The organism is Phaeovulum sp., assembly GCF_030684035.1.
Lineage (GTDB): Bacteria > Pseudomonadota > Alphaproteobacteria > Rhodobacterales > Rhodobacteraceae > UBA6213.
The window spans coordinates 1-17,420 of record NZ_JAUXPI010000027.1; the positions used below are offsets into that span (position 1 = coordinate 1).

Annotated in this window: 18 protein-coding genes, 1 tRNA gene and 1 pseudogene; 7 read left to right on the top strand and 13 right to left on the bottom strand. The window is 67.8% G+C overall.

The genetic code is table 11. The features are described 5' to 3' along the window. The 3 genes and pseudogenes from Q8J98_RS06710 to Q8J98_RS06720 all read left to right on the top strand — a co-directional run. A pseudogene (locus Q8J98_RS06710) lies at positions 1–141 on the top strand (IS5/IS1182 family transposase); the annotation flags it as partial. Positions 142–150: 9 nt separating this feature from the next. Further along, positions 151–2,940: a glutamine-synthetase adenylyltransferase gene (locus tag Q8J98_RS06715; RefSeq protein WP_305293686.1), complete on the top strand. Its 2,790-nt coding sequence runs from the start codon at positions 151–153 to the stop codon at positions 2,938–2,940. Positions 2,941–2,943: 3 nt separating this feature from the next. Next, complete coding sequence (locus tag Q8J98_RS06720) at positions 2,944–3,243, top strand: hypothetical protein (protein ID WP_305185931.1); 300 nt, start codon at positions 2,944–2,946, stop codon at positions 3,241–3,243. Here Q8J98_RS06720 and Q8J98_RS06725 read toward each other — a convergent pair. The 4 genes from Q8J98_RS06725 to edd form a co-directional block, all read right to left on the bottom strand. Beyond that, positions 3,240–3,701: a VOC family protein gene (locus tag Q8J98_RS06725; protein ID WP_305185932.1), complete on the bottom strand. Its 462-nt coding sequence runs from the start codon at positions 3,699–3,701 to the stop codon at positions 3,240–3,242. The two genes, Q8J98_RS06720 and Q8J98_RS06725, sit on opposite strands and share 4 nt — an antisense overlap. Before the next feature lie 24 nt (positions 3,702–3,725). Beyond that, positions 3,726–4,367, bottom strand: coding sequence for a bifunctional 4-hydroxy-2-oxoglutarate aldolase/2-dehydro-3-deoxy-phosphogluconate aldolase (gene eda, locus Q8J98_RS06730; RefSeq protein WP_305293697.1), 642 nt, complete (start codon positions 4,365–4,367; stop codon positions 3,726–3,728). A 108-nt stretch (positions 4,368–4,475) separates the two neighbouring features. Further along, positions 4,476–5,054 carry a DsrE family protein gene (locus tag Q8J98_RS06735; protein WP_305293687.1) on the bottom strand — a complete coding sequence of 193 codons (579 nt, stop codon included), beginning with the start codon at positions 5,052–5,054 and terminating at the stop codon, positions 4,476–4,478. 100 nt (positions 5,055–5,154) lie between these two features. Next, on the bottom strand, positions 5,155–6,960 hold the full coding sequence (gene edd / locus Q8J98_RS06740) for a phosphogluconate dehydratase (RefSeq protein ID WP_305293688.1): 1,806 nt from the start codon (positions 6,958–6,960) through the stop codon (positions 5,155–5,157). A gap of 179 nt (positions 6,961–7,139) precedes the next feature. Between edd and Q8J98_RS06745 the strand changes: the two genes are divergently transcribed. Then, positions 7,140–7,796: a DUF6778 family protein gene (locus tag Q8J98_RS06745; RefSeq protein WP_305293689.1), complete on the top strand. Its 657-nt coding sequence runs from the start codon at positions 7,140–7,142 to the stop codon at positions 7,794–7,796. Between the two features lie 59 nt (positions 7,797–7,855). Here Q8J98_RS06745 and Q8J98_RS06750 read toward each other — a convergent pair whose 3' ends face one another. The 8 genes from Q8J98_RS06750 to Q8J98_RS06785 all read right to left on the bottom strand — a co-directional run bounded on the left by Q8J98_RS06750 (position 7,856) and on the right by Q8J98_RS06785 (position 13,341). Beyond that, positions 7,856–8,935, bottom strand: a complete 1,080-nt coding sequence (locus Q8J98_RS06750) for a 2'-deoxycytidine 5'-triphosphate deaminase (RefSeq protein ID WP_305293690.1) — start codon at positions 8,933–8,935, stop codon at positions 7,856–7,858. Between the two features lie 88 nt (positions 8,936–9,023). Beyond that, positions 9,024–9,101 (bottom strand) — tRNA-Pro (locus Q8J98_RS06755). 60 nt (positions 9,102–9,161) lie between these two features. Then, complete coding sequence (locus Q8J98_RS06760; protein ID WP_305293691.1) at positions 9,162–9,824, bottom strand: MerR family transcriptional regulator; 663 nt, start codon at positions 9,822–9,824, stop codon at positions 9,162–9,164. Between the two features lie 15 nt (positions 9,825–9,839). Next, complete coding sequence (gene ihfA / locus Q8J98_RS06765) at positions 9,840–10,142, bottom strand: integration host factor subunit alpha (RefSeq protein ID WP_305185938.1); 303 nt, start codon at positions 10,140–10,142, stop codon at positions 9,840–9,842. A gap of 102 nt (positions 10,143–10,244) precedes the next feature. Then, positions 10,245–11,219, bottom strand: coding sequence for a beta-ketoacyl-ACP synthase III (locus Q8J98_RS06770; RefSeq protein ID WP_305293692.1), 975 nt, complete (start codon positions 11,217–11,219; stop codon positions 10,245–10,247). Further along, positions 11,216–12,337 carry a phosphate acyltransferase PlsX gene (gene plsX, locus Q8J98_RS06775; RefSeq protein ID WP_370868069.1) on the bottom strand — a complete coding sequence of 374 codons (1,122 nt, stop codon included), beginning with the start codon at positions 12,335–12,337 and terminating at the stop codon, positions 11,216–11,218. The genes Q8J98_RS06770 and plsX overlap by 4 nt, the downstream gene beginning before the upstream one ends. Before the next feature lie 21 nt (positions 12,338–12,358). Beyond that, positions 12,359–12,562: a 50S ribosomal protein L32 gene (gene rpmF, locus Q8J98_RS06780; protein WP_305185941.1), complete on the bottom strand. Its 204-nt coding sequence runs from the start codon at positions 12,560–12,562 to the stop codon at positions 12,359–12,361. Between the two features lie 218 nt (positions 12,563–12,780). After that, positions 12,781–13,341, bottom strand: coding sequence for a YceD family protein (locus tag Q8J98_RS06785; RefSeq protein WP_305293694.1), 561 nt, complete (start codon positions 13,339–13,341; stop codon positions 12,781–12,783). Positions 13,342–13,500: 159 nt separating this feature from the next. Here Q8J98_RS06785 and Q8J98_RS06790 point away from each other — a divergent pair, with 159 nt between their 5' ends. Beyond that, positions 13,501–13,962: an outer membrane protein assembly factor BamE gene (locus Q8J98_RS06790; RefSeq protein ID WP_370868024.1), complete on the top strand. Its 462-nt coding sequence runs from the start codon at positions 13,501–13,503 to the stop codon at positions 13,960–13,962. 35 nt (positions 13,963–13,997) lie between these two features. Here Q8J98_RS06790 and msrB read toward each other — a convergent pair whose 3' ends face one another. Continuing rightward, positions 13,998–14,396, bottom strand: a complete 399-nt coding sequence (gene msrB, locus Q8J98_RS06795; protein ID WP_305185943.1) for a peptide-methionine (R)-S-oxide reductase MsrB — start codon at positions 14,394–14,396, stop codon at positions 13,998–14,000. Positions 14,397–14,498: 102 nt separating this feature from the next. On the opposite strand from msrB, the gene Q8J98_RS06800 reads away from it, so the two are divergent. Next, positions 14,499–15,275 carry a GNAT family N-acetyltransferase gene (locus Q8J98_RS06800; RefSeq protein WP_305293695.1) on the top strand — a complete coding sequence of 259 codons (777 nt, stop codon included), beginning with the start codon at positions 14,499–14,501 and terminating at the stop codon, positions 15,273–15,275. A gap of 138 nt (positions 15,276–15,413) precedes the next feature. Then, positions 15,414–17,252 carry an ABC-F family ATP-binding cassette domain-containing protein gene (locus tag Q8J98_RS06805; RefSeq protein ID WP_305293696.1) on the top strand — a complete coding sequence of 613 codons (1,839 nt, stop codon included), beginning with the start codon at positions 15,414–15,416 and terminating at the stop codon, positions 17,250–17,252. Positions 17,253–17,420 lie beyond the last annotated feature (168 nt).

Sequence of the window (17,420 nt, forward strand, 5' to 3'; positions counted from 1 at the left end):
CACGTTGAGAGGTTCTTCAGTAAACTCAAACACTTCCGCGCCATAGCTACCCGATACGACAAACGTGATGACAACTTCCTCGCCTCCGTCCAACTCGCATCCCTGCGGATATGGTTGCGGACATATGAGTCGGTGACCTAGTCTTGGCGCATGACCTTTGCCGCCCGCCTCGCACGCTCCCCGATCCCGCATGATGCCGAACGGGGTGCCGATGCGGCGGCACGATTTTCCTTCCTCGGTGCGGAAATGCGCGGCCTCGTGGCGGGCGCGGCCGGTTGCAGCCCCTACCTCGCCGGGCTCCTGGGGCGCGAGGCGGAGTGGATCGGTTCGGCCTTGCAGGGGGTGCCCGAGGCAGCGCTGGCCGAGGCACTGGCAGCACCTGCGGCGGCAGTGGGGGCCGAGGCGTTGGGTACAGAACTGCGCCGCGCCAAGCGGCGTGTGGCGCTTTTGGTGGCGCTGGCCGATCTGGGCGGGGTCTGGCCGCTTGAAGCCGTCACCGGGGCGCTGACCGCGCTTGCCGACCGCGCCGTCGATCTGGCGCTGCGCCAACTGGTCGGCGACGAGATCCGCAGGGGCAAACTGCCCGGCGCGTCACCGCAGGACGTCGAGATTGCAGGTGGAATGGTGGTGCTTGCCATGGGCAAGATGGGGGCGGGGGAGCTCAACTATTCCTCCGACATCGATCTGATCTGCCTCTTTGATGACGAACGTTTCGCGCCTGCCGATCTGCACGATGCCCGCGCCGCCTTCATCCGGGCGACCCGCAAGCTGGCGATGCTGTTGAGCGATCTGACATCCGAGGGCTATGTGTTCCGCACCGACCTCAGGCTGCGCCCCGATGCCTCGGTCACGCCCGTCTGCATCTCGATGTCGGCTGCCGAGGCCTATTATGAGGCAGAGGGCCGCACCTGGGAACGCGCCGCCTATATCAAGGCGCGGCCCTGCGCGGGCGATCTGGCGGCGGGCGCGCGGTTTTTGGCGGCGCTTACCCCCTTTGTCTGGCGCCGCCACCTCGATTTCGCGGCGATCGAAGATGCGCATGGCATGCGGCTCCGGATCCGCGACCACAAGGGCCTGCATGGCCCGATAAGTCTGCCCGGCCACAACATGAAACTGGGTGCCGGCGGCATCCGCGAGATCGAGTTTTTTACCCAGACCCGGCAGTTGATCGCCGGTGGGCGCGATGCCAGCCTGCGTGATCGCGCCACGGTGGGCGGGCTGCGGGCGTTGGCGGCCAAGGGCTGGGTCGCACCGGCGATTGCCGAGGAACTGACGCAGCATTATCGCGCCCACCGCGAAGTCGAGCACCGGTTGCAGATGGTGAACGATGCGCAAACCCATCTGCTGCCTGCCTCGCAGGAGGGACTGGCGCGAATTGCCCATATGATGGGGGCGAGCGATCTGGCTGCATGGTCCGCCGAACTTCGGGCGCGGCTGGAGCGGGTCGAGGCCCTGACCGGGGCCTTCTTTGCGCCTTCCGAGGCCGCGGCACCACCCGATCTGGCACCCGCCGCGCGCGCCATTGTCGAACGCTGGCGCGGCCTTCCGGTGCTGCGATCGGCGCGGGCAGCGGCGATTTTTGCCCGCGTCGAACCCGAAGTGTTGCGCCGCATGGCGCGGGCGGCCAACCCGGAGGAGGCGCTCAGGCAGTTCGACGGGTTTCTGGCGCGGCTTCCGGCGGGGGTGCAGCTTTTCTCGCTGTTCGAGGCCAATCCGCAGTTGATCGACCTGATCGTCGATATCTGCGCCACCGCCCCCGGCCTTGCCCAGTATCTTTCGCGCAATGCGGGGGTGCTCGACGCCGTGCTGGGCGGTGATTTCTTTGCGCCCTGGCCGGGCGGCGCGAGGCTGCACAAGGCGCTTGCCGCGGTTTTTGATGCCGCGCCCGACTACGAGAAAAAGCTTGGTGCGGCGCGGTCTTTCGTCAAGGAATGGCACTTTCGCATCGGCGTGCACCATTTGCGCGGCCTGGTCGATGCGGCCGAGGCCGGGAGGCAATATGCAGACCTTGCCGGGGCGGCGCTGGCGGCGCTCTGGCCCGAGGTGCAAGCCGAGTTCGCGCGCAAGCACGGGGCCTGTCCGGGGCGCGGGGCGGTGGTGCTGGGCATGGGCAGCCTTGGGGCGGAACGGCTCAATGCGGCCTCGGACCTTGATCTGATCGTGATCTATGACCCGGCGGGGGTGGAGGCTTCGGATGGTCCGCGCCCGCTGGCCGCGCGGCCCTATTACGCGCGGCTGACGCAGGCGCTGGTGACCGCGGTTTCGGCACCGATGGCCGAGGGGCGGCTTTACGAGGTGGACATGCGGCTCAGGCCGTCCGGGCGGCAAGGGCCGGTGGCGACCTCGCTTGAAAGCTTTCGCAGCTATCAGATGCAGGAAGCCTGGACCTGGGAGCATCTGGCGCTGACCCGGGCGCGGGTGCTTGCAGGCCCCCCCGATCTGGCTGCCGAGGTCGAGGCGGCACGGCTGGCGGTGCTCGCCGCCAAGGGGCAAAGCGCGCAGGTGATGCCCGATCTGGCCGACATGCGCGCCCGCATCTTTGCCGCCAAGCCCCCGGATGGCGCATGGGAGGCGAAGGTCGGCCCCGGGCGCTTGCAGGATATCGAGCTCTTGGCGCAAAGCTTTGCGCTGCGCACCGGCGATGCCGCGCGGCGCGTCGAACCACAGCTGCGCGCCGGTCTGCGGCACCGGTTGATCGGAAAGGACGAGCATGAGCTGCTGGCCTCGGCTTACCGGTTGCTCTGGCGTTTGCAGGCCGCGGGGCGGCTCTTGACCGACCGCCCGCTTGATCTGGCCGCGATTGGCGAGGGCGGGCAGGCGTTTCTTCTGCGCGAGGCGGGGGTGGCGGATCTTGCCGCGCTCGCGCATCGGCTGGAGGAAAGCACCGGGGCGGTTCAGGCCATTGTCGAAGCGGCATTGGCAGGCGAGGGGCAGCGATAGGGCATGGCGCGCGCGATTCCCACGCTGCAGCAGGCAGACCCCAAGGGGTTGATGCGCGAAGCCTTTCGCATCGAAGGCATCACCGCTGCGGAATGCCGCTCGATCTTTCTCGACTGGGCGTTGAGCCTCGCGCCCGGGGTCGATCCGCAAGCCGCCATGGCGGCGGTGCTCGCGGCCTATGGGGACGGGCAGGAGGCGCATCCGATGCGGGCGACGCTTTGCGAGGGTATGAAATCCGGCACGGTCACGCCGGGGCGTCGCGGTGGCTGGAGGGGGCGCAAACGGCCGGGCTCCGGATCCTAGCTCCGGGCTGCCGCTTGCAGCGCCGCAATGTCGAGCTTGACCATGCCCATCATCGCCTGCGTGACCGGGCTGGCGTTTGGCCCCCGCAGAAGCCGCAAGAGCGCGCGCGGTAGGATTTGCCAGCTCAAGCCCCAGCGGTCGGTCAGCCAGCCGCAGCGGCTTTCGCTGCCGCCACCGGCCAGAAGCGCCGCCCAGATGCGGTCAATCTCGGCCTGGGTGTCAAGCTGCACCGAGATCGAACAGGCGGGGGTCAGGCGATAGTGCGGACCGCCATTCATCGCCTGAAACCGCTGTCCCTGCAGCGTGAACTCGACCAGAAAGGCCCGGCCCTCGGGGTCGCCTTGTTGCGGAAAGATGTCGTCGATGCGGGCATCGGAAAACAGCGCGCAATAATATCGCGCGGCCTCTTCGGCACCGCTTTCAAACCAAAGTGAGGTGGCGACAGAGGCTGCGGTCATCGGCGGTTCTCCTTGGCCAAGGGGTCAGCGCGCGAGCCCGGCGGCCTCTGCGGCAAGGCGGGTGATGCCCCCCCAGTCGCCTGCCGCTACCAGCGCATCTGGCGCAACCCAGCTGCCGCCAACGCACATCACATTGGCGAGCTTCAGATATTCCGGTGCGGATTTCAGGCTGATGCCGCCGGTGGGGCAAAACCGCACCTGCGGCAAGGGCCCGCCGAGCGCTTTCACGGCACCCGCGCCGCCGGAGGTTTCGGCGGGAAAGAACTTCTGCACCGTGTAGCCGCGTTCCAGCAGTGCCATCACCTCCGAGGCGGTGGCGGCACCGGGCAGCAGCGGCAGGCCGATTTCCTTGCAGGCGGCCAGCAGCCTCTCGGTCGCGCCGGGCGAAACGCCGAACGCAGCGCCCGCCGCTTTCGCCGCCGCCACGTCTTCCGGGGTCAGCAGGGTGCCAGCGCCGACCACACCACCCGGCACCGCTGCCATCGCCCGTATTGCATCGAGCGCGGCCGGTGTGCGCAACGTCACCTCAAGCGCCGGCAGCCCGCCCGCGATCAGCGCGCGCGCCAGCGGCGCGGCATGGGCCAGATCGCGCAGCACCAGCACCGGCACAACCGGGGCGAGTGCGCAAATTTCGGCGGTGCGGCGGCTTTGTTCGGCAGGCGTCATCGTGGTCCTTTCGCGGCACATGGCAAACGCCGCCGGGGTGACCGGCGGCGCGGTTAGCGCAATCATCGCATTTTGGGGCTGCCGCAGCAAGCCTGCGGCGCGCGCGGCCTACATGCAGGCATCCTTGTCGGTTGCCGGGTCGCAGGGCGGCTCGCCACCCGCTGCGGCGGGGGCGGTATCAGCGGGGGCCATCGCTGCGGCGGGGGCAAGACTGATCCCGGTGCCCGCGTCTGGTGCCCCGAAGCTCAACACCACGTCTGCCGCCTCGGTCAGATCGAGAAAGTTGAACGCGTTGATCCGGGCGATGCCGTCAAGCATGTCGCCAATGTCGATGCTCTGGTTGAGCAGGCAGGTGCGGCAGACCGAGACCCGCGCACCGGCAGCCATCGCCTGCACCAGCATAGCCGGGCCATCGACGCCATAGGTGGGAAAAACCGGGCCGTTGCCCGCGCCCTTGCGCCCGAGATCAAGTGCCGAGGCAACGAGTACGATATCGACCGAGCGGCCCGAAGCGGCTGCGGTGATCGCCAAATGCAGGCCCGCGCCCGCGGTTGGCATAGCGCCGCTCGACATCACGAACACGAATTTTGCAGGCCCGGCGGCTGCCTGCGCGGAAAGTTGCAGCGGCAGGAACGCCAGCAGCGACGCCAGCAAGGCGAGCAGACGCAGGGGGGAAAACGGTTTCATTGCAGCCTCACGGGTCAGGGAAGGGGTTCTGGCAGGGTAAACCTGCATTCCCGCCGCAACAAGCCGCCGAAGCTGACGTTAATTGTCGCGCCCCCGAAGATCAGAGCACGACCGAGGCACCCGCATCGGCAGCACCGACATTGCGGCGAAACACCTCGAACAACGCGCGACCGCTGCCCTCGGCGTTGGCCGAAAGGTCTGGCACCACCGGGGCGCGGGATGCGAAGCCCTCTGTCAGGCAGTCGAGCCGACCCGCCTGCGCATCCAGCCGCAGCATATCACCATCAGCAATCCGCGCCAATGCGCCGCCCTCGACAGCTTCGGGGCAGACATGGATAGCCGCAGGCACCTTGCCCGAAGCGCCGGACATGCGGCCATCGGTTACCAGCGCCACCCGCAAGCCGCGATCCTGCAGCACCGCCAGCACCGGGGTCAGCCCGTGCAATTCGGGCATGCCGTTGGCGCGTGGCCCCTGAAAGCGCACCACCACCACCACATCGGAGGCGAACTCGCCGCGCTGAAACGCGGCCTTGACCGCTTCCTGGCTGGCAAACACCCGCGCCGGGGCCTCGATCAGCAGCCGGTCGGCGGGCACCGATGAAACCTTGATGACGCCGCGCCCGAGGTTGCCCGTCAGCTGGCGCAAACCGCCCGAGGCGGCAAACGGCACCGCCGCAGATCGCACGATCTTCGCGTTGAGGCTTTCGGCCGGGCCGTCCTGCCATACGAGTTGCCCCGCGATCAGCTTTGGCTCCTGCCGATACCGCGCGAGGCCGTCACCGGCGATGGTGCGGGCGTCGGGATGCAGCAGCCCGGCATCGAGAAGTTGCCCGATCAGAAAGCCAAGGCCGCCAGCGGCATGGAAGTGGTTCACGTCGGCCAGACCGTTGGGGTAAACCTTGGCCAGCAGCGGCACCACATCGGAAACCGCGTCGAAATCGTCGAGGTCGAGCAATATCCCCGCCGCCCGCGCCATTGCGGGCAGGTGCAGCACCAGGTTGGTTGACCCGCCGGTAGCCATCAGCCCGACAAGGCCGTTGACGAAGGCGCGTTCGTCGAGCATTTCGCCCGCCGGGCGATAATCGTTGCCCAGGGCGGTGATCTCGGTGGCGCGCCGTGCCCCGGCAAGCGTCAGGGCTTCGCGCAGGGGGGTGCCGGGGTTCACGAAGCTTGCGCCCGGCAGGTGCAGGCCCATGAATTCCATCAGCATCTGGTTGGTGTTGGCGGTGCCGTAAAAGGTGCAGGTACCGGGGCCGTGGTAGCTTGCCATTTCCGCCGCCATCAATGCCTCGCGGCCGACTTCGCCGGTGGCAAACTGCTGGCGAACCTTGGATTTCTCGTCGTTGGGCAAGCCGCTGGTCATCGGCCCGGCGGGCAGGAACACCGCCGGAAGGTGGCCGAAGGTGGCCGCTGCCATCACCATGCCGGGCACGATCTTGTCGCAAACGCCAAGAAAAACCGCGGCATCAAAGGTGTTGTGCGACAGCGCCACGCCTGCGGCCAGCGCGATCACATCGCGCGAAAAAAGGCTGAGCTCCATCCCGGCGCGGCCTTGCGTCACGCCATCGCACATCGCCGGCACACCGCCCGCGACCTGCGCGGTTGCCCCGGCGTCGCGCGCCGCGCGGCGGATCAGTTCGGGGTAGTGCTCATAGGGCTGATGCGCCGAGAGCATGTCGTTATAGGCGGTGATGATGCCGAGGTTCGGCCCGCGTGCGCTGGCAAGCGCCGCCTTGTCGGTCTCCATCGCCGCATAGGCATGGGCCTGATTGCCGCAACTGAGATGCGCCCGCGCGGGACCCTGATCCGCCGCCGCCTTGATCCGCGCCAGATATGCCGCGCGGCTGGCGGCGGAACGGCTGCGGATGCGGTCGGTGACGCGGGCGATGGTCGGGTGCAGGGGCATCGGGGCCTCATGGCAGGGGATTTGGCATTCATATAGGCGGTTAGCGCTAACAGATCAATTCGCCTGTGGTCGTTGCCGCGATAAATGCGACTTCCTTGGAATTGAACATCATTTTCCCTGATCTTGCCACGATTGCCACGCAGCAAGGAAACAAGTCCGGAAAAACGGAGGGACAGGCCATGAAGACCATACAAATTCTTGCTTCGCTTGCGCTGATCGGTGCGCTTGGGGCTTGCGCCTCCACCGAGCCTGCCTCGCGCGGCACCACCGACCCCGCGGCTCTTGGCGTGGGTGGCGTGGCGCTGCCGGCTGTCGCGCCGCGCTACGCGGTGCAGAGCATTACCGTGCGCGTGCCCGAAACGCTGAAAGTCTCCGAGGCAAACCTCTATTTCCCGATCGCCGACATCGTCTGGCGCGGCGATCCGCGTGGCGACCGCCATGCGCAGGTCAGGGCGCTGTTCGACGCAGGTCTGGCGCGCGGCACCGCTGCGATGACCTCAGGCACGCCGGTGCTGGTCGAGGTCGAGGTGACCCGCTTCCACGCGCTGACCGAAAAGGCCCGCTATTCGGTGGGTGGCAGCTATGCGATGCAGTTTCTGCTGACCTTGCGCAACGCCCAGACCGGGGAAATCATCGACGGTCCGCGGGCGGTAGTTGCCGACATGCCCGCTACGGGCGGCGAACGCGCGCTGGAAGAGGAAGCGCGCGGGTTGACCCCGAAGGTGGTGATAACGGCGCGGCTGGCCGAAGTAATTGCCGCCGAACTTGCCCGCCCGGCCGGTTCGGTCGCCCCGAAACGCTTGTTGCTTGGCGCGCTCGCGCCGCGCAGCGAATAAGCGCTGCCGCAGTTCCGCCCCGTGCCCGGCCCGCTTGCGGTGCCCGGGCACGGGCCGTTTCAACCGGCGCGGAAGTGCTTGGAAAGCTTCAGCCCCTGGCCCTGATAGTTCGAGGCGATGCCGGCCCCGTAAAGCCGTTCGGGTGCCGCCGCCATCCGTTCATAGACCAGCCGCCCGACGACCTGCGCGTGTTCCAGCACAAAGGGGGCCTCGTGGCAGCGCACCTCCAGCACCCCGCGCGAGCCGGTGCCGCCCGCAGCGCCATGGCCAAAGCCGGGGTCGAAAAAACCGGCGTAATGCACCCGAAACTCGCCCACCATCGCAAGGTAGGGGGCCATTTCGGCGGCATGGTCTGGCGGGATCGTCACCGCCTCGCGGCTGACCAGAATGTAGAAAGCCCCGGGGTCAAGGATGATGCGGCCATCGGAGGAGCGGATTTCCTCCCAGAACTCGGAGGCGGGGTAATGGGCGATGCGGTCAAGGTCGATCACCCCGGTATGCGGCTTGGCGCGGTAGCCCAGCAGGTCGCCCGTCTCGGGGCGCAGATCGACCGAAAACCCCAAGCCGCCGTCGATCAGCGGGGTGCCGGACACCAGCGGCTCTTCGGCATGCAGCCGCGCCAGTTCGGCATCGGTCAACACTGCTTGCCCGGCACGAAAGCGGATCTGGTTGAGCCGCATCCCGGGGCGCACCAGCACCGAAAAGGACAGCGGGCAGATTTCGGCATAAAGCGGCCCGGCATAGCCTTCGGGAATGCGGTCGAACTCGGCACCGCCATCGGCAAGAAGCCGGGTCAGCAGATCAAGCCGCCCGGTCGAGCTTTTTGCGTTGGCGACCGCAGTGACACCTGCGGGAAGCGCCAGCCGTTCCAGCAGCGGCACGAGATAGACGCAGCCCTTCTCGAGCACCGCACCCGCGCCAAGGTCCATCCGGTGCATCTCGAACTCGGGCAGACGCGCGGCAACCCGGTTGCCTCTGCCCGCAAGGAACGATGCGCGCACGCGGTAGGCGATGTTCCCAAGCCGCAGATCCAGGCTCGCGGGCTGCAACTGTTCGGGCAGAACCGGCGTTTCGGCACCGATTTCGCCGCGCGCAATCATCGCGCGCAAGGCGTGGTCTGGCAGCACACCGGTGCTCATAGCGCCCCCCTTGTTCCGCCCGCGCCCCAAGGCGGGGCCAGAAAAGCCAACGCCCACCGCCGGTTGTGGCGATGGGCGTTTTGGGTAATGGTCGGGCCGGAGAGATTTGAACTCTCGACCTTCCGCCCCCCAGACGGACGCGCTAACCAGGCTGCGCCACGGCCCGACGAGGCGCATATAGTGCGAAGTGGGCGGCAGGGGCAAGCGGCAAAACGCATTGCTCCGCTCAGAGCCGCGCCTGCGCTGCCAAGCGGTTGCGCAGCGCCTGCGCCCGCGACTGCAACCGCAGCAGCGCATCCGGATCGGCAGCCGAGGTGAACCGCCGGAGCCGCTCGGACCAGAGCGTGATCGCGGCGGCAGCGGGTGTTTCGGTGGCGCGCTGCGGCGCTGGGGCGGTCTGGGCATGCTGTTGCGGCAGCGCCTCGAAAAGCATCGGCGCGATGTCGTCCAGACTGGCCGCGGCGGCGCTCGCGGCGGGCTCCTGCGGCGCGGCGGCGGGTTTGGCGGTGGCCGGGACGGCCTCGGGAAAGCGGACAATCACCGGTTTGCGCGGCGGCCTTGCTGGCTCCGGTGCCACGATGCCGACGACGGGGCCGGGTTCGGGCAACGCCGGTGCTGCTGTGGTGGCTTGGGCCGCCACATGTTTCACCCCGTCTTCACGCAGGATTTTCTGCACGCCGCGAATGGTCAGTCCGCGCTCGTGCAGCAGCGCCTTGATGCCTGCCAGAAGGGCGATGTCGGAAGGCCGGTAATAGCGCCGCCCGCCCGCCAGTTTGACCGGCTTGACCTGGGTGAACTTGCTTTCCCAAAAGCGCAACACATGCGCGGGCGTGTTCAGCGCCTCGGCCACCTCGGAAATGGTTCTGAAGGCATCGGCCGCTTTGGTCATTGCGCGGCCCTCCGGTTAGCCCTTGTTGCCAGCCGCCACGCGGTCTTTCATCAGATGCGAGGGTCGGAATGACAGCACCCGGCGCGGGCTGATCGGAACTTCCTCGCCGGTCTTCGGGTTGCGGCCCATGCGCGAGGTCTTGTCGCGCACCGAGAAGGTGCCGAAAGACGAAATCTTCACGGTTTCGCCCGCCACCAACGCATCGGACATGAGCGTCAACACGCTTTCGACAAGCTGCGCGCATTCGTTGCGCGAAATGCCCACTTCGCGGAACACCGCCTCCGACAGGTCCATGCGCGTCAGCGTTTTGCCAGTCATGCGTCAAACTCCCCAAAGCCCGTTTCGGGCAGGATGGTCGCTTTGAAATCCCGAGTCAATATCAATGGCTTGCCGCGCGGCGTTCGCCGGTTGCAGTGGCGCTTACCAGCGCAGAACTACCGCGCCCCATGCCAGCCCTCCGCCAATCGCCTCGGTCACGATCAGATCGCCGCGCTTGATCTGGCCGCGGTCGCGGCCCACCGAAAGCGCCAGCGGGATCGAGGCGGCGGATGTGTTGCCGTGGTCCTGTACCGTCACCACCACATGATCCATCGGCACCTGCATCCGCTTGGCGGTGCCTTCGATGATGCGGATATTGGCCTGATGCGGCACGATCCAGTCGATGTCGCCATCGGTCAGGCCAGCTTTTTCCAGCGCGGTTTCGGCGGTGGATGCAAGCTTTTCAATGGCATGGCGGAACACGGCGTTGCCCTGCATGCGCAAATGCCCGGCGGTTCCGGTGCTTGAGGGGCCGCCATCGACATAAAGCAATTCGCGATGACGCCCGTCGCTGTGCAAATCGGTGGAGAGGATGCCGCGGTCTGCCGAGGTGCCGCTGCCCACCTCCGCCTCCAGCACCAGCGCGCCCGCGCCATCGCCAAAAAGCACGCAGGTCGAGCGGTCGTTCCAGTCGAGAATGCGGCTGAAGGTTTCGGCCCCGATCACCAGAATGCGCGCGGCCTGACCGGAAAGAATCAGTGCCTGTGCATTGGCCAGCGCGAACACGAAACCCGCGCAGACCGCCTGAACGTCAAAACCGTATCCGGTGGTATTGCCTAAGCCCGCCTGCACCATCGTGGCGACCGAGGGAAAGGTGAAATCGGGGGTCGAGGTGGCGACGATGATCGTATCAAGCGCCTCGGCCGCCATCCCCGCATCGGCAAGCGCCGCCTTGGCCGCGAGCGTCGCCATCTGCGATGTGGTCTCGGCCGGTGCCGCAATATGCCGCCGCTCGATGCCCGAACGGGTGCGGATCCACTCGTCCGAGGTTTCCAGATGCGCCTCGAACTCGGCGTTTTCCATGACACGGGCGGGCAAATAATGCCCGACGCCGCGCACAACGGCCCTGATCGTCATGTAGGTTTCCCGCCCCCCGCCTCGCTCTGCGCGGCATCCTGCCCGCTTCGTGACGCAAGGGCAACCCGTGCCGCGATGCGTTCGCGAAAGCCGCTCTGGGCCAGTTGGCAGCCAAGCCGCAAAGCCGCGGCAACGCCGGTGGCATCCGCCGAGCCATGCGATTTCACCACGATCCCGTTGAGCCCCAGAAACACCCCGCCGTTGACGCGGCGGGGGTCGATGCGGGCTTGCAGGCGCTTCAGCGCGGGCAGGCTGAGCAGCCCGCCAAGCCGTGCCAGCCAGCCGGAATTGAACGAAGCGCGGGTCAGGGCGCTGACCAGCTTTGCCGTGCCCTCGCCGGTCTTGAGCGCGATATTGCCAGTGAAACCATCGGTCACGATCACATCGACACGGTCCGAAGGCAGGTCACCGCCCTCGACAAAGCCCACATAGTCGAACCCGCCGGCCTCGGCGGCATTGGCAAGCAACTCGGCGGCGGCCTTCAGTTCGGGGCGGCCCTTGTGCTCTTCAGTGCCGACATTCAGCAGGCCAACGCGCGGCCGCGTCACCCCAAGCCCGTTGCGCGCATACGAGGCCCCCATCATCGCGTATTGCATAAGATCGTCGGCATCGGCCTTCACATCGGCCCCGACATCAAGCATGACGTTGAAACCCGAGGGGTTGTAGGAGGGCCAGAGGCAGGCGATTGCCGGGCGCTTGACCCCCGGCAGGCGACGCAGCCGGATCATTGCCACCGCCATCAACGCCCCGGTATTGCCGCAAGAAACCGCAACCGGTGCCTCGCCCTCGCGCACCGATTCAATCGCCGACCACATCGACGTGGCCTGACCCGAGCGCATCACCTGGCTCGGTTTGTCCGCCATGGTGACGGCTTCGGCGGCGTGGCGCAGCGTGCAGCGTCCGGCAAGGCCCGGGTGGCGCGCAACCAGCGGTACAAGTTCGGCCTCGGGGCCGTGCAGGACGAAATGCGCAGATGCGAGATCGGCGGCAGCAAGCGCCACCCCCGCGACCACGGCCGCCGCACCATGGTCGCCGCCCATGGCATCAACCGAAATGACAACATTTCCCGCCCCGGAGGGCTGGGAAACAATGGTTCGGGGGTCCTGCATCGCAGGCATGGCCGGAGGGGCCCTTGCGGCTTACGCCGCGTCGTCGTCGGCAGCGACGGCAGCCTGCGCGATCACTTCGCGCGAGTCATAGTGACCGCAGGCACCGCAAACGTGGTGCGGGCGCTTCAACTCGCCGCAGTTCGGGCATTCGGCGGGGTTCGCGGCGACCAGGGCGTCATGCGAGCGGCGCATGTCGCGGCGCGATCGGGTGGTGCGGTTCTGTGGGACGGCCATGTCTCAACCTCGGGTTTCGGGGGCCTTTGGCCCTGCATTTCCAGGGGTATCGACACGCGCGCCGCGGGGCGGCTCCGGTGCGAACCCAATCTCTGAACGAGGCCGGGAACATACTGCGATTCTGCCGGGGCGCAAGCCCTTTCTTGGGCACCAGCGGGCCTTGCCAAGGAGCTGGCACAGGCAGCGGACCGGTGCGGCAAGGCGGCACCGCCGCGCGTTCACTCCTGATCGCTGTCGCCCGCCTTGCCCTTGAGCATTGCCGCAAGCCCGGCAAAGGGCCGCGGTGCCTCGTTCCGCATCGGTGCAAGCCCGGCCTCGGTCACCTCTGCCGCGCCAAATTCCGCCCCCGGCGCGCGCGGGTAAAGTGGCAACGCCAGTTCCAGCGCCTCAAGCATCACCGCGCCGAGATCGATCACCTCGGGCAGCGCCTCGGTGCTGACGTCTTCGGGGATCTCGGCCTCATCCGCCACCGGCGCGGGCAGATCGGCCAGCCAGCGCCGTGCCACCGCCTCGGCAATCTTGGTGCTGACGGGAGCAAGGGTGACAACGCAAGCCTGCACCACCACCGCGTCAAGCTCTGCCTCAAGCTGCCAGTCGCGCCGCCCGCGCGGGCAGAGCGCGCCCGCAAACCGCAGCCTCGGCAATGCCTCGATGCCCGCCCATTCGGCAATGCGCCTGCGGGTCTCGGCATCAGGGGCAAGCGCAAAGCGCGTGGGCTTGCGCTGCGCCAGATCGGAAAGGCGCAGCGGGTGGCTGAAGGGTGGCGGCAGATCGGGCACGGGCGGCTCCTTGGCAACGGGCGCGGGCGGCAGGGGCGGCGCAAGGCAGCGCCGAACGGGCCCCCGGCGGAATTTCGGTCACTGCGTCCTTGAGGGCAGGCCGCGTCTGATGTAATCGGGATAAAAGGCTTGGTGCCGCAAGGCAAGAGGGGGGTTCGGGTGAGCAACGGTTCCGTCACACGGCGCGGCGCGCTGGTCCTTGCGCTCGCGGCGCTTGCCTTTCCGGCGGCCTGCTCGGCGGTCTATCGCAACCACGGCTATGTGCCCACCGATGAAGACCTTGCCAAGGTCGTTGTCGGCAAGACCACCCGCGAACAGGCCGCAGCGGCGGTTGGCAGGCCTTCGGCCGAAGGGCTGCTGCAAGGCTCGGCCTGGTACTATGTCGGCAGCCGCTGGAAGCACCTTGGCCCGTTCGCGCCCAAGGAGATCGAGCGGCAGGTGGTGGCAATCAGCTTCAACGCCCGCGGGGTGGTGAGCAATGTCGAGCGTTTCGGGCTGGAAAAGGGCGAGGTGGTGACCCTCTCGCGCCGCGTCACCGACAGCAACATCAAGGGGGTGAGCTTCATCCGCCAGATGATGGGCAACATCGGCAATGTCCTGCCCGGGCAGTTTTTCAACTGACCTGCCATAGGCGCACGGGCACCCCCGGCGCGGCGTCAGCCCTCGTCAGGTGCGAAGTCGAGCGCCACGCCATTGATGCAATAGCGCAGCCCCCCTGGCCCCGGCCCATCGTCGAAGACATGGCCCAGATGCGCGTCACATTCGGCGCATCGCACCTCGGTACGCAGCATGCCGTGGCTCGCATCGCGCGCTTCCGCCACCGGAGCCTCGGGCAAGGGCGCGCTGAAGGCCGGCCAGCCGCAACCCGATTCGAACTTGGATGCGGTGGCAAACAGCGGCGCTCCGCAGCAGACGCAGGTAAAGGTGCCGGGGCCGGGGGCAAAGCCCTGGTGGCTGAATGGCGCTTCGGTCGCCGCGCGCCGGGTTACGGCATAGGCGAGCGGCGAAAGCCGTGCGCGCCATTCTGCATCGCGTTCGTCCGGGGTTCGGGTCATTGTGCCTCCTTCCGCTTGCCGCGCCTCTGGCATAGCCTGCCAGCCGGGTGCCCCTTCCATATAGGTCGCGCCCGCGCCGCCGCCAGATGCGAGGACCGAGAGATGCTGCCACTCCGCAAGGGCCGCCTGATCGCGCGCCTTGCCGAAACCAGCGCCGATGTGGCGCGCGCCCAGGCGCTGCGCTGGCGCGCGTTCCGGAAGGCGGGGCAGGGTGGCCAGACCGAAGCGGGCTTTGATGCCGATGCGTTTGATCCGCGCTGCGCGCATCTTCTGGTCGAAGAGGCCAGCCCGGGTGGCGCGCTTCTGGCCTGTTGCCGCCTGCTGGCGCTCGGTTCGGGTGCCGAGATCGGCACCAGTTACTCGGCGCAGTTCTATGACCTTGCGCGGCTTGCCCGCTACCCCGCGCCGATGCTCGAGGTCGGGCGCTTCTGCACCCGTCCGGGTGCCAGCGACCCGGATGTGCTGCGCCTCGCCTGGGGCGCGCTGACGCGGCTCGTCGATGCGGGCGGCGTGGCAATGCTGTTCGGTGCCTCGTCCTTCGCAGGCACCGACGCCGCGGCTTACGGCGCAGCGTTTGCGCATCTTGCGGCGCACCATCTTGCGCCGCCCTGCTGGATGCCGGCACCGAAGGCCGCCGAGGTATTCCGCTTTGCCCGAGGGCGACGCGCCGACCACGCGGCACCGATGCCGCCGCAAATTCCGCCGCTTCTGCGCAGCTACCTTGCCATGGGTGGCTGGGTCTCGGACCACGCGGTCCGCGACAGCGAGATGAACACGCTGCACGTCTTTACCGGTGTCGAGATCGCCTCCATACCCCCCGGCCGCGCCCGCCTGCTGCGCGCGCTTGCCGCCGATGCGCCCGCGCATGCCCTTGCCTGACAATCCCTGACGATTTGCCCAGAAGGTTTCCGGGCCGCTGCTAGGATGCTGGAACGACCTGCGGGCACCCTGCCGCGCCAGCATCACGACAACCGCCCCCCGTTGACCTTTCGCCCGCCGCCCGCTAGCCCGCAGCCCATGGCACGCGCACCGCTTCTGCAACTCTCCGGCATCAGCCTCGGCTTCGGCGGCAACCCGCTTTTCGCGGCGCTTGATCTTGTGGTGCAACCGGGCGACCGGCTGGCGCTGGTCGGGCGCAACGGATCCGGCAAATCGACGCTGATGAAGGTCATGGCGGGGCTGGTGGAAGCCGATGCCGGGGCCCGCGTGGTGCCGCCCGGCACCGTCGTCGGCTACATGGAGCAGGAACCCGACCTTGCAGCCTTTGCCACCTTGGGCGATTTTGCCGCATCGGCGCTAGACGACGATCAGGCCTACCGCGTGGCCATGGTCGCAGAGGGGCTGCATTTCGACCCCGCGGCACCGGTGGCGACAGCTTCCGGCGGCGAGCGGCGGCGTGCGGCACTGGCCAAGCTTCTGGCCGAAGCGCCGGACCTGATGTTGCTTGACGAGCCGACCAACCACCTCGACATTCAGGCGATCGGCTGGCTCGAGGCGGAATTGGCGCAGACCCGCACCGCCTTCGTGCTGATCAGCCATGACCGCACCTTTCTGCGCCGCTTGACGCGCGGCACGCTCTGGATCGACCGTGGCCAGGTGCGCCGGCTCGAACGCGGCTTCGACGGGTTCGAGGATTGGCGCGATACCGTCTGGGCCGAGGAAGACGAAGCCCGCCACAAGCTGGAACGCAAGATCAAGTCGGAAGCGCGCTGGGCGGTCGAGGGGATCTCGGCGCGGCGCAAGCGCAATCAGGGCAGGGTGCGCGCGCTCGCCGCCCTGCGCGCAGAGCGCGGCGCGATGATCCGCCGTCAGGGCACCGCCGAAATGGCGCTCGAGGGCGGCACGACATCGGGCAAGAAGGTGATCGAGGCGCGCGGTCTGGCCAAGGCCTATGGCGGCAGGCAACTGGTCAAGGGGTTCGATCTGCGGGTGCTGCGCGGCGACCGCATCGCCTTTGTCGGCCCGAACGGGGTGGGCAAGACCACGGTTCTGAAAATGCTGACCGGCGAGATCGCCCCCGATGCGGGCACGGTCAGCCTTGGCACCAACCTTGACATTGCGGTATTCGATCAGGCCCGCGCGACGCTCGACTTCTCGATGTCGCTCTGGGACGGTCTGGTGAACGATCCCGACATGCGGGTATCGGGGCGCTCCGATCAGGTGATGGTGCGCGGCCAGCCGCGCCATGTGGTGGCCTATCTCAAGGATTTCCTGTTTGACGAAAGCCAAGCCCGCGCCCCGATCGGCTCGCTTTCCGGCGGCGAAAGGGCGCGGCTTCTGCTGGCGCGGATCATGGCAAAACCATCGAACCTGCTGATTCTCGACGAGCCGACCAATGATCTCGATGTGGAAACCCTCGACCTCCTGCAAGACGTGCTTGGCGAGTACGACGGCACCGTGCTTCTGGTCAGCCACGATCGCGATTTCATCGACCGGGTCGCAACGACAACCGTGGCGATGGAAGGCGACGGCCGCGCCACCGTCTATGCCGGCGGCTGGTCGGATTATCAGGCGCAAAAGGCCGAAGGCGCGGCGTCTGGCGCTGTCGCCCCCGCAACCAGCGGCGGCCAGACCGGCACCCGGGCCCGGGCAGAGGCACCACGCGCGGCAACCCGCGCGCGCCCCGCGCCGGGCCTGAGTTTCACCGAGCGCCACCGGCTTGACGCGCTTCCCGCCATCATCGCGCGGCTGGAGGCAGAGATCGGCAAGCTTGCCGACCTCCTGTCCGACCCGGCGCTGTTTGCCACCGCCCCCGACAAGTTCCGCCGCGCCTCCGAAGCTTTGGCCGAACGGCAAACGGCGCTCGACGCCGCCGAAGCGGAGTGGCTGGCGCTGGAAGAGCGATCCGGCGGTTAGCCACGGCCGCGCCCGCGCCTGTTCAGGCACCCGCCAAGGCGGCGCTGGCGCAAAAACCCGGCCCCGCGTTGCCCGCCCGTGGCAGGCCCCGCTTTTTCGCTTTTCGCTTCTCCATCGCCGAAATACCCTGCGGGGGTCCGGGGGTGCAGAACCCCCGGCCTTGCCGGG

Coding starts and splice junctions, on each gene's coding strand:
- Q8J98_RS06715 (WP_305293686.1), top strand. CDS start 151: ATGACCTTTGCCGCCCGCCTCGCACGCTCCCCGATCCCGCATGATGCC.
- Q8J98_RS06720 (WP_305185931.1), top strand. CDS start 2,944: ATGGCGCGCGCGATTCCCACGCTGCAGCAGGCAGACCCCAAGGGGTTG.
- Q8J98_RS06725 (WP_305185932.1), bottom strand. CDS start 3,701: ATGACCGCAGCCTCTGTCGCCACCTCACTTTGGTTTGAAAGCGGTGCC.
- eda (WP_305293697.1), bottom strand. CDS start 4,367: ATGACGCCTGCCGAACAAAGCCGCCGCACCGCCGAAATTTGCGCACTC.
- Q8J98_RS06735 (WP_305293687.1), bottom strand. CDS start 5,054: ATGAAACCGTTTTCCCCCCTGCGTCTGCTCGCCTTGCTGGCGTCGCTG.
- edd (WP_305293688.1), bottom strand. CDS start 6,960: ATGCCCCTGCACCCGACCATCGCCCGCGTCACCGACCGCATCCGCAGC.
- Q8J98_RS06745 (WP_305293689.1), top strand. CDS start 7,140: ATGAAGACCATACAAATTCTTGCTTCGCTTGCGCTGATCGGTGCGCTT.
- Q8J98_RS06750 (WP_305293690.1), bottom strand. CDS start 8,935: ATGAGCACCGGTGTGCTGCCAGACCACGCCTTGCGCGCGATGATTGCG.
- Q8J98_RS06760 (WP_305293691.1), bottom strand. CDS start 9,824: ATGACCAAAGCGGCCGATGCCTTCAGAACCATTTCCGAGGTGGCCGAG.
- ihfA (WP_305185938.1), bottom strand. CDS start 10,142: ATGACTGGCAAAACGCTGACGCGCATGGACCTGTCGGAGGCGGTGTTC.
- Q8J98_RS06770 (WP_305293692.1), bottom strand. CDS start 11,219: ATGACGATCAGGGCCGTTGTGCGCGGCGTCGGGCATTATTTGCCCGCC.
- plsX (WP_370868069.1), bottom strand. CDS start 12,337: ATGCCTGCGATGCAGGACCCCCGAACCATTGTTTCCCAGCCCTCCGGG.
- rpmF (WP_305185941.1), bottom strand. CDS start 12,562: ATGGCCGTCCCACAGAACCGCACCACCCGATCGCGCCGCGACATGCGC.
- msrB (WP_305185943.1), bottom strand. CDS start 14,396: ATGACCCGAACCCCGGACGAACGCGATGCAGAATGGCGCGCACGGCTT.
- Q8J98_RS06800 (WP_305293695.1), top strand. CDS start 14,499: ATGCTGCCACTCCGCAAGGGCCGCCTGATCGCGCGCCTTGCCGAAACC.
- Q8J98_RS06805 (WP_305293696.1), top strand. CDS start 15,414: ATGGCACGCGCACCGCTTCTGCAACTCTCCGGCATCAGCCTCGGCTTC.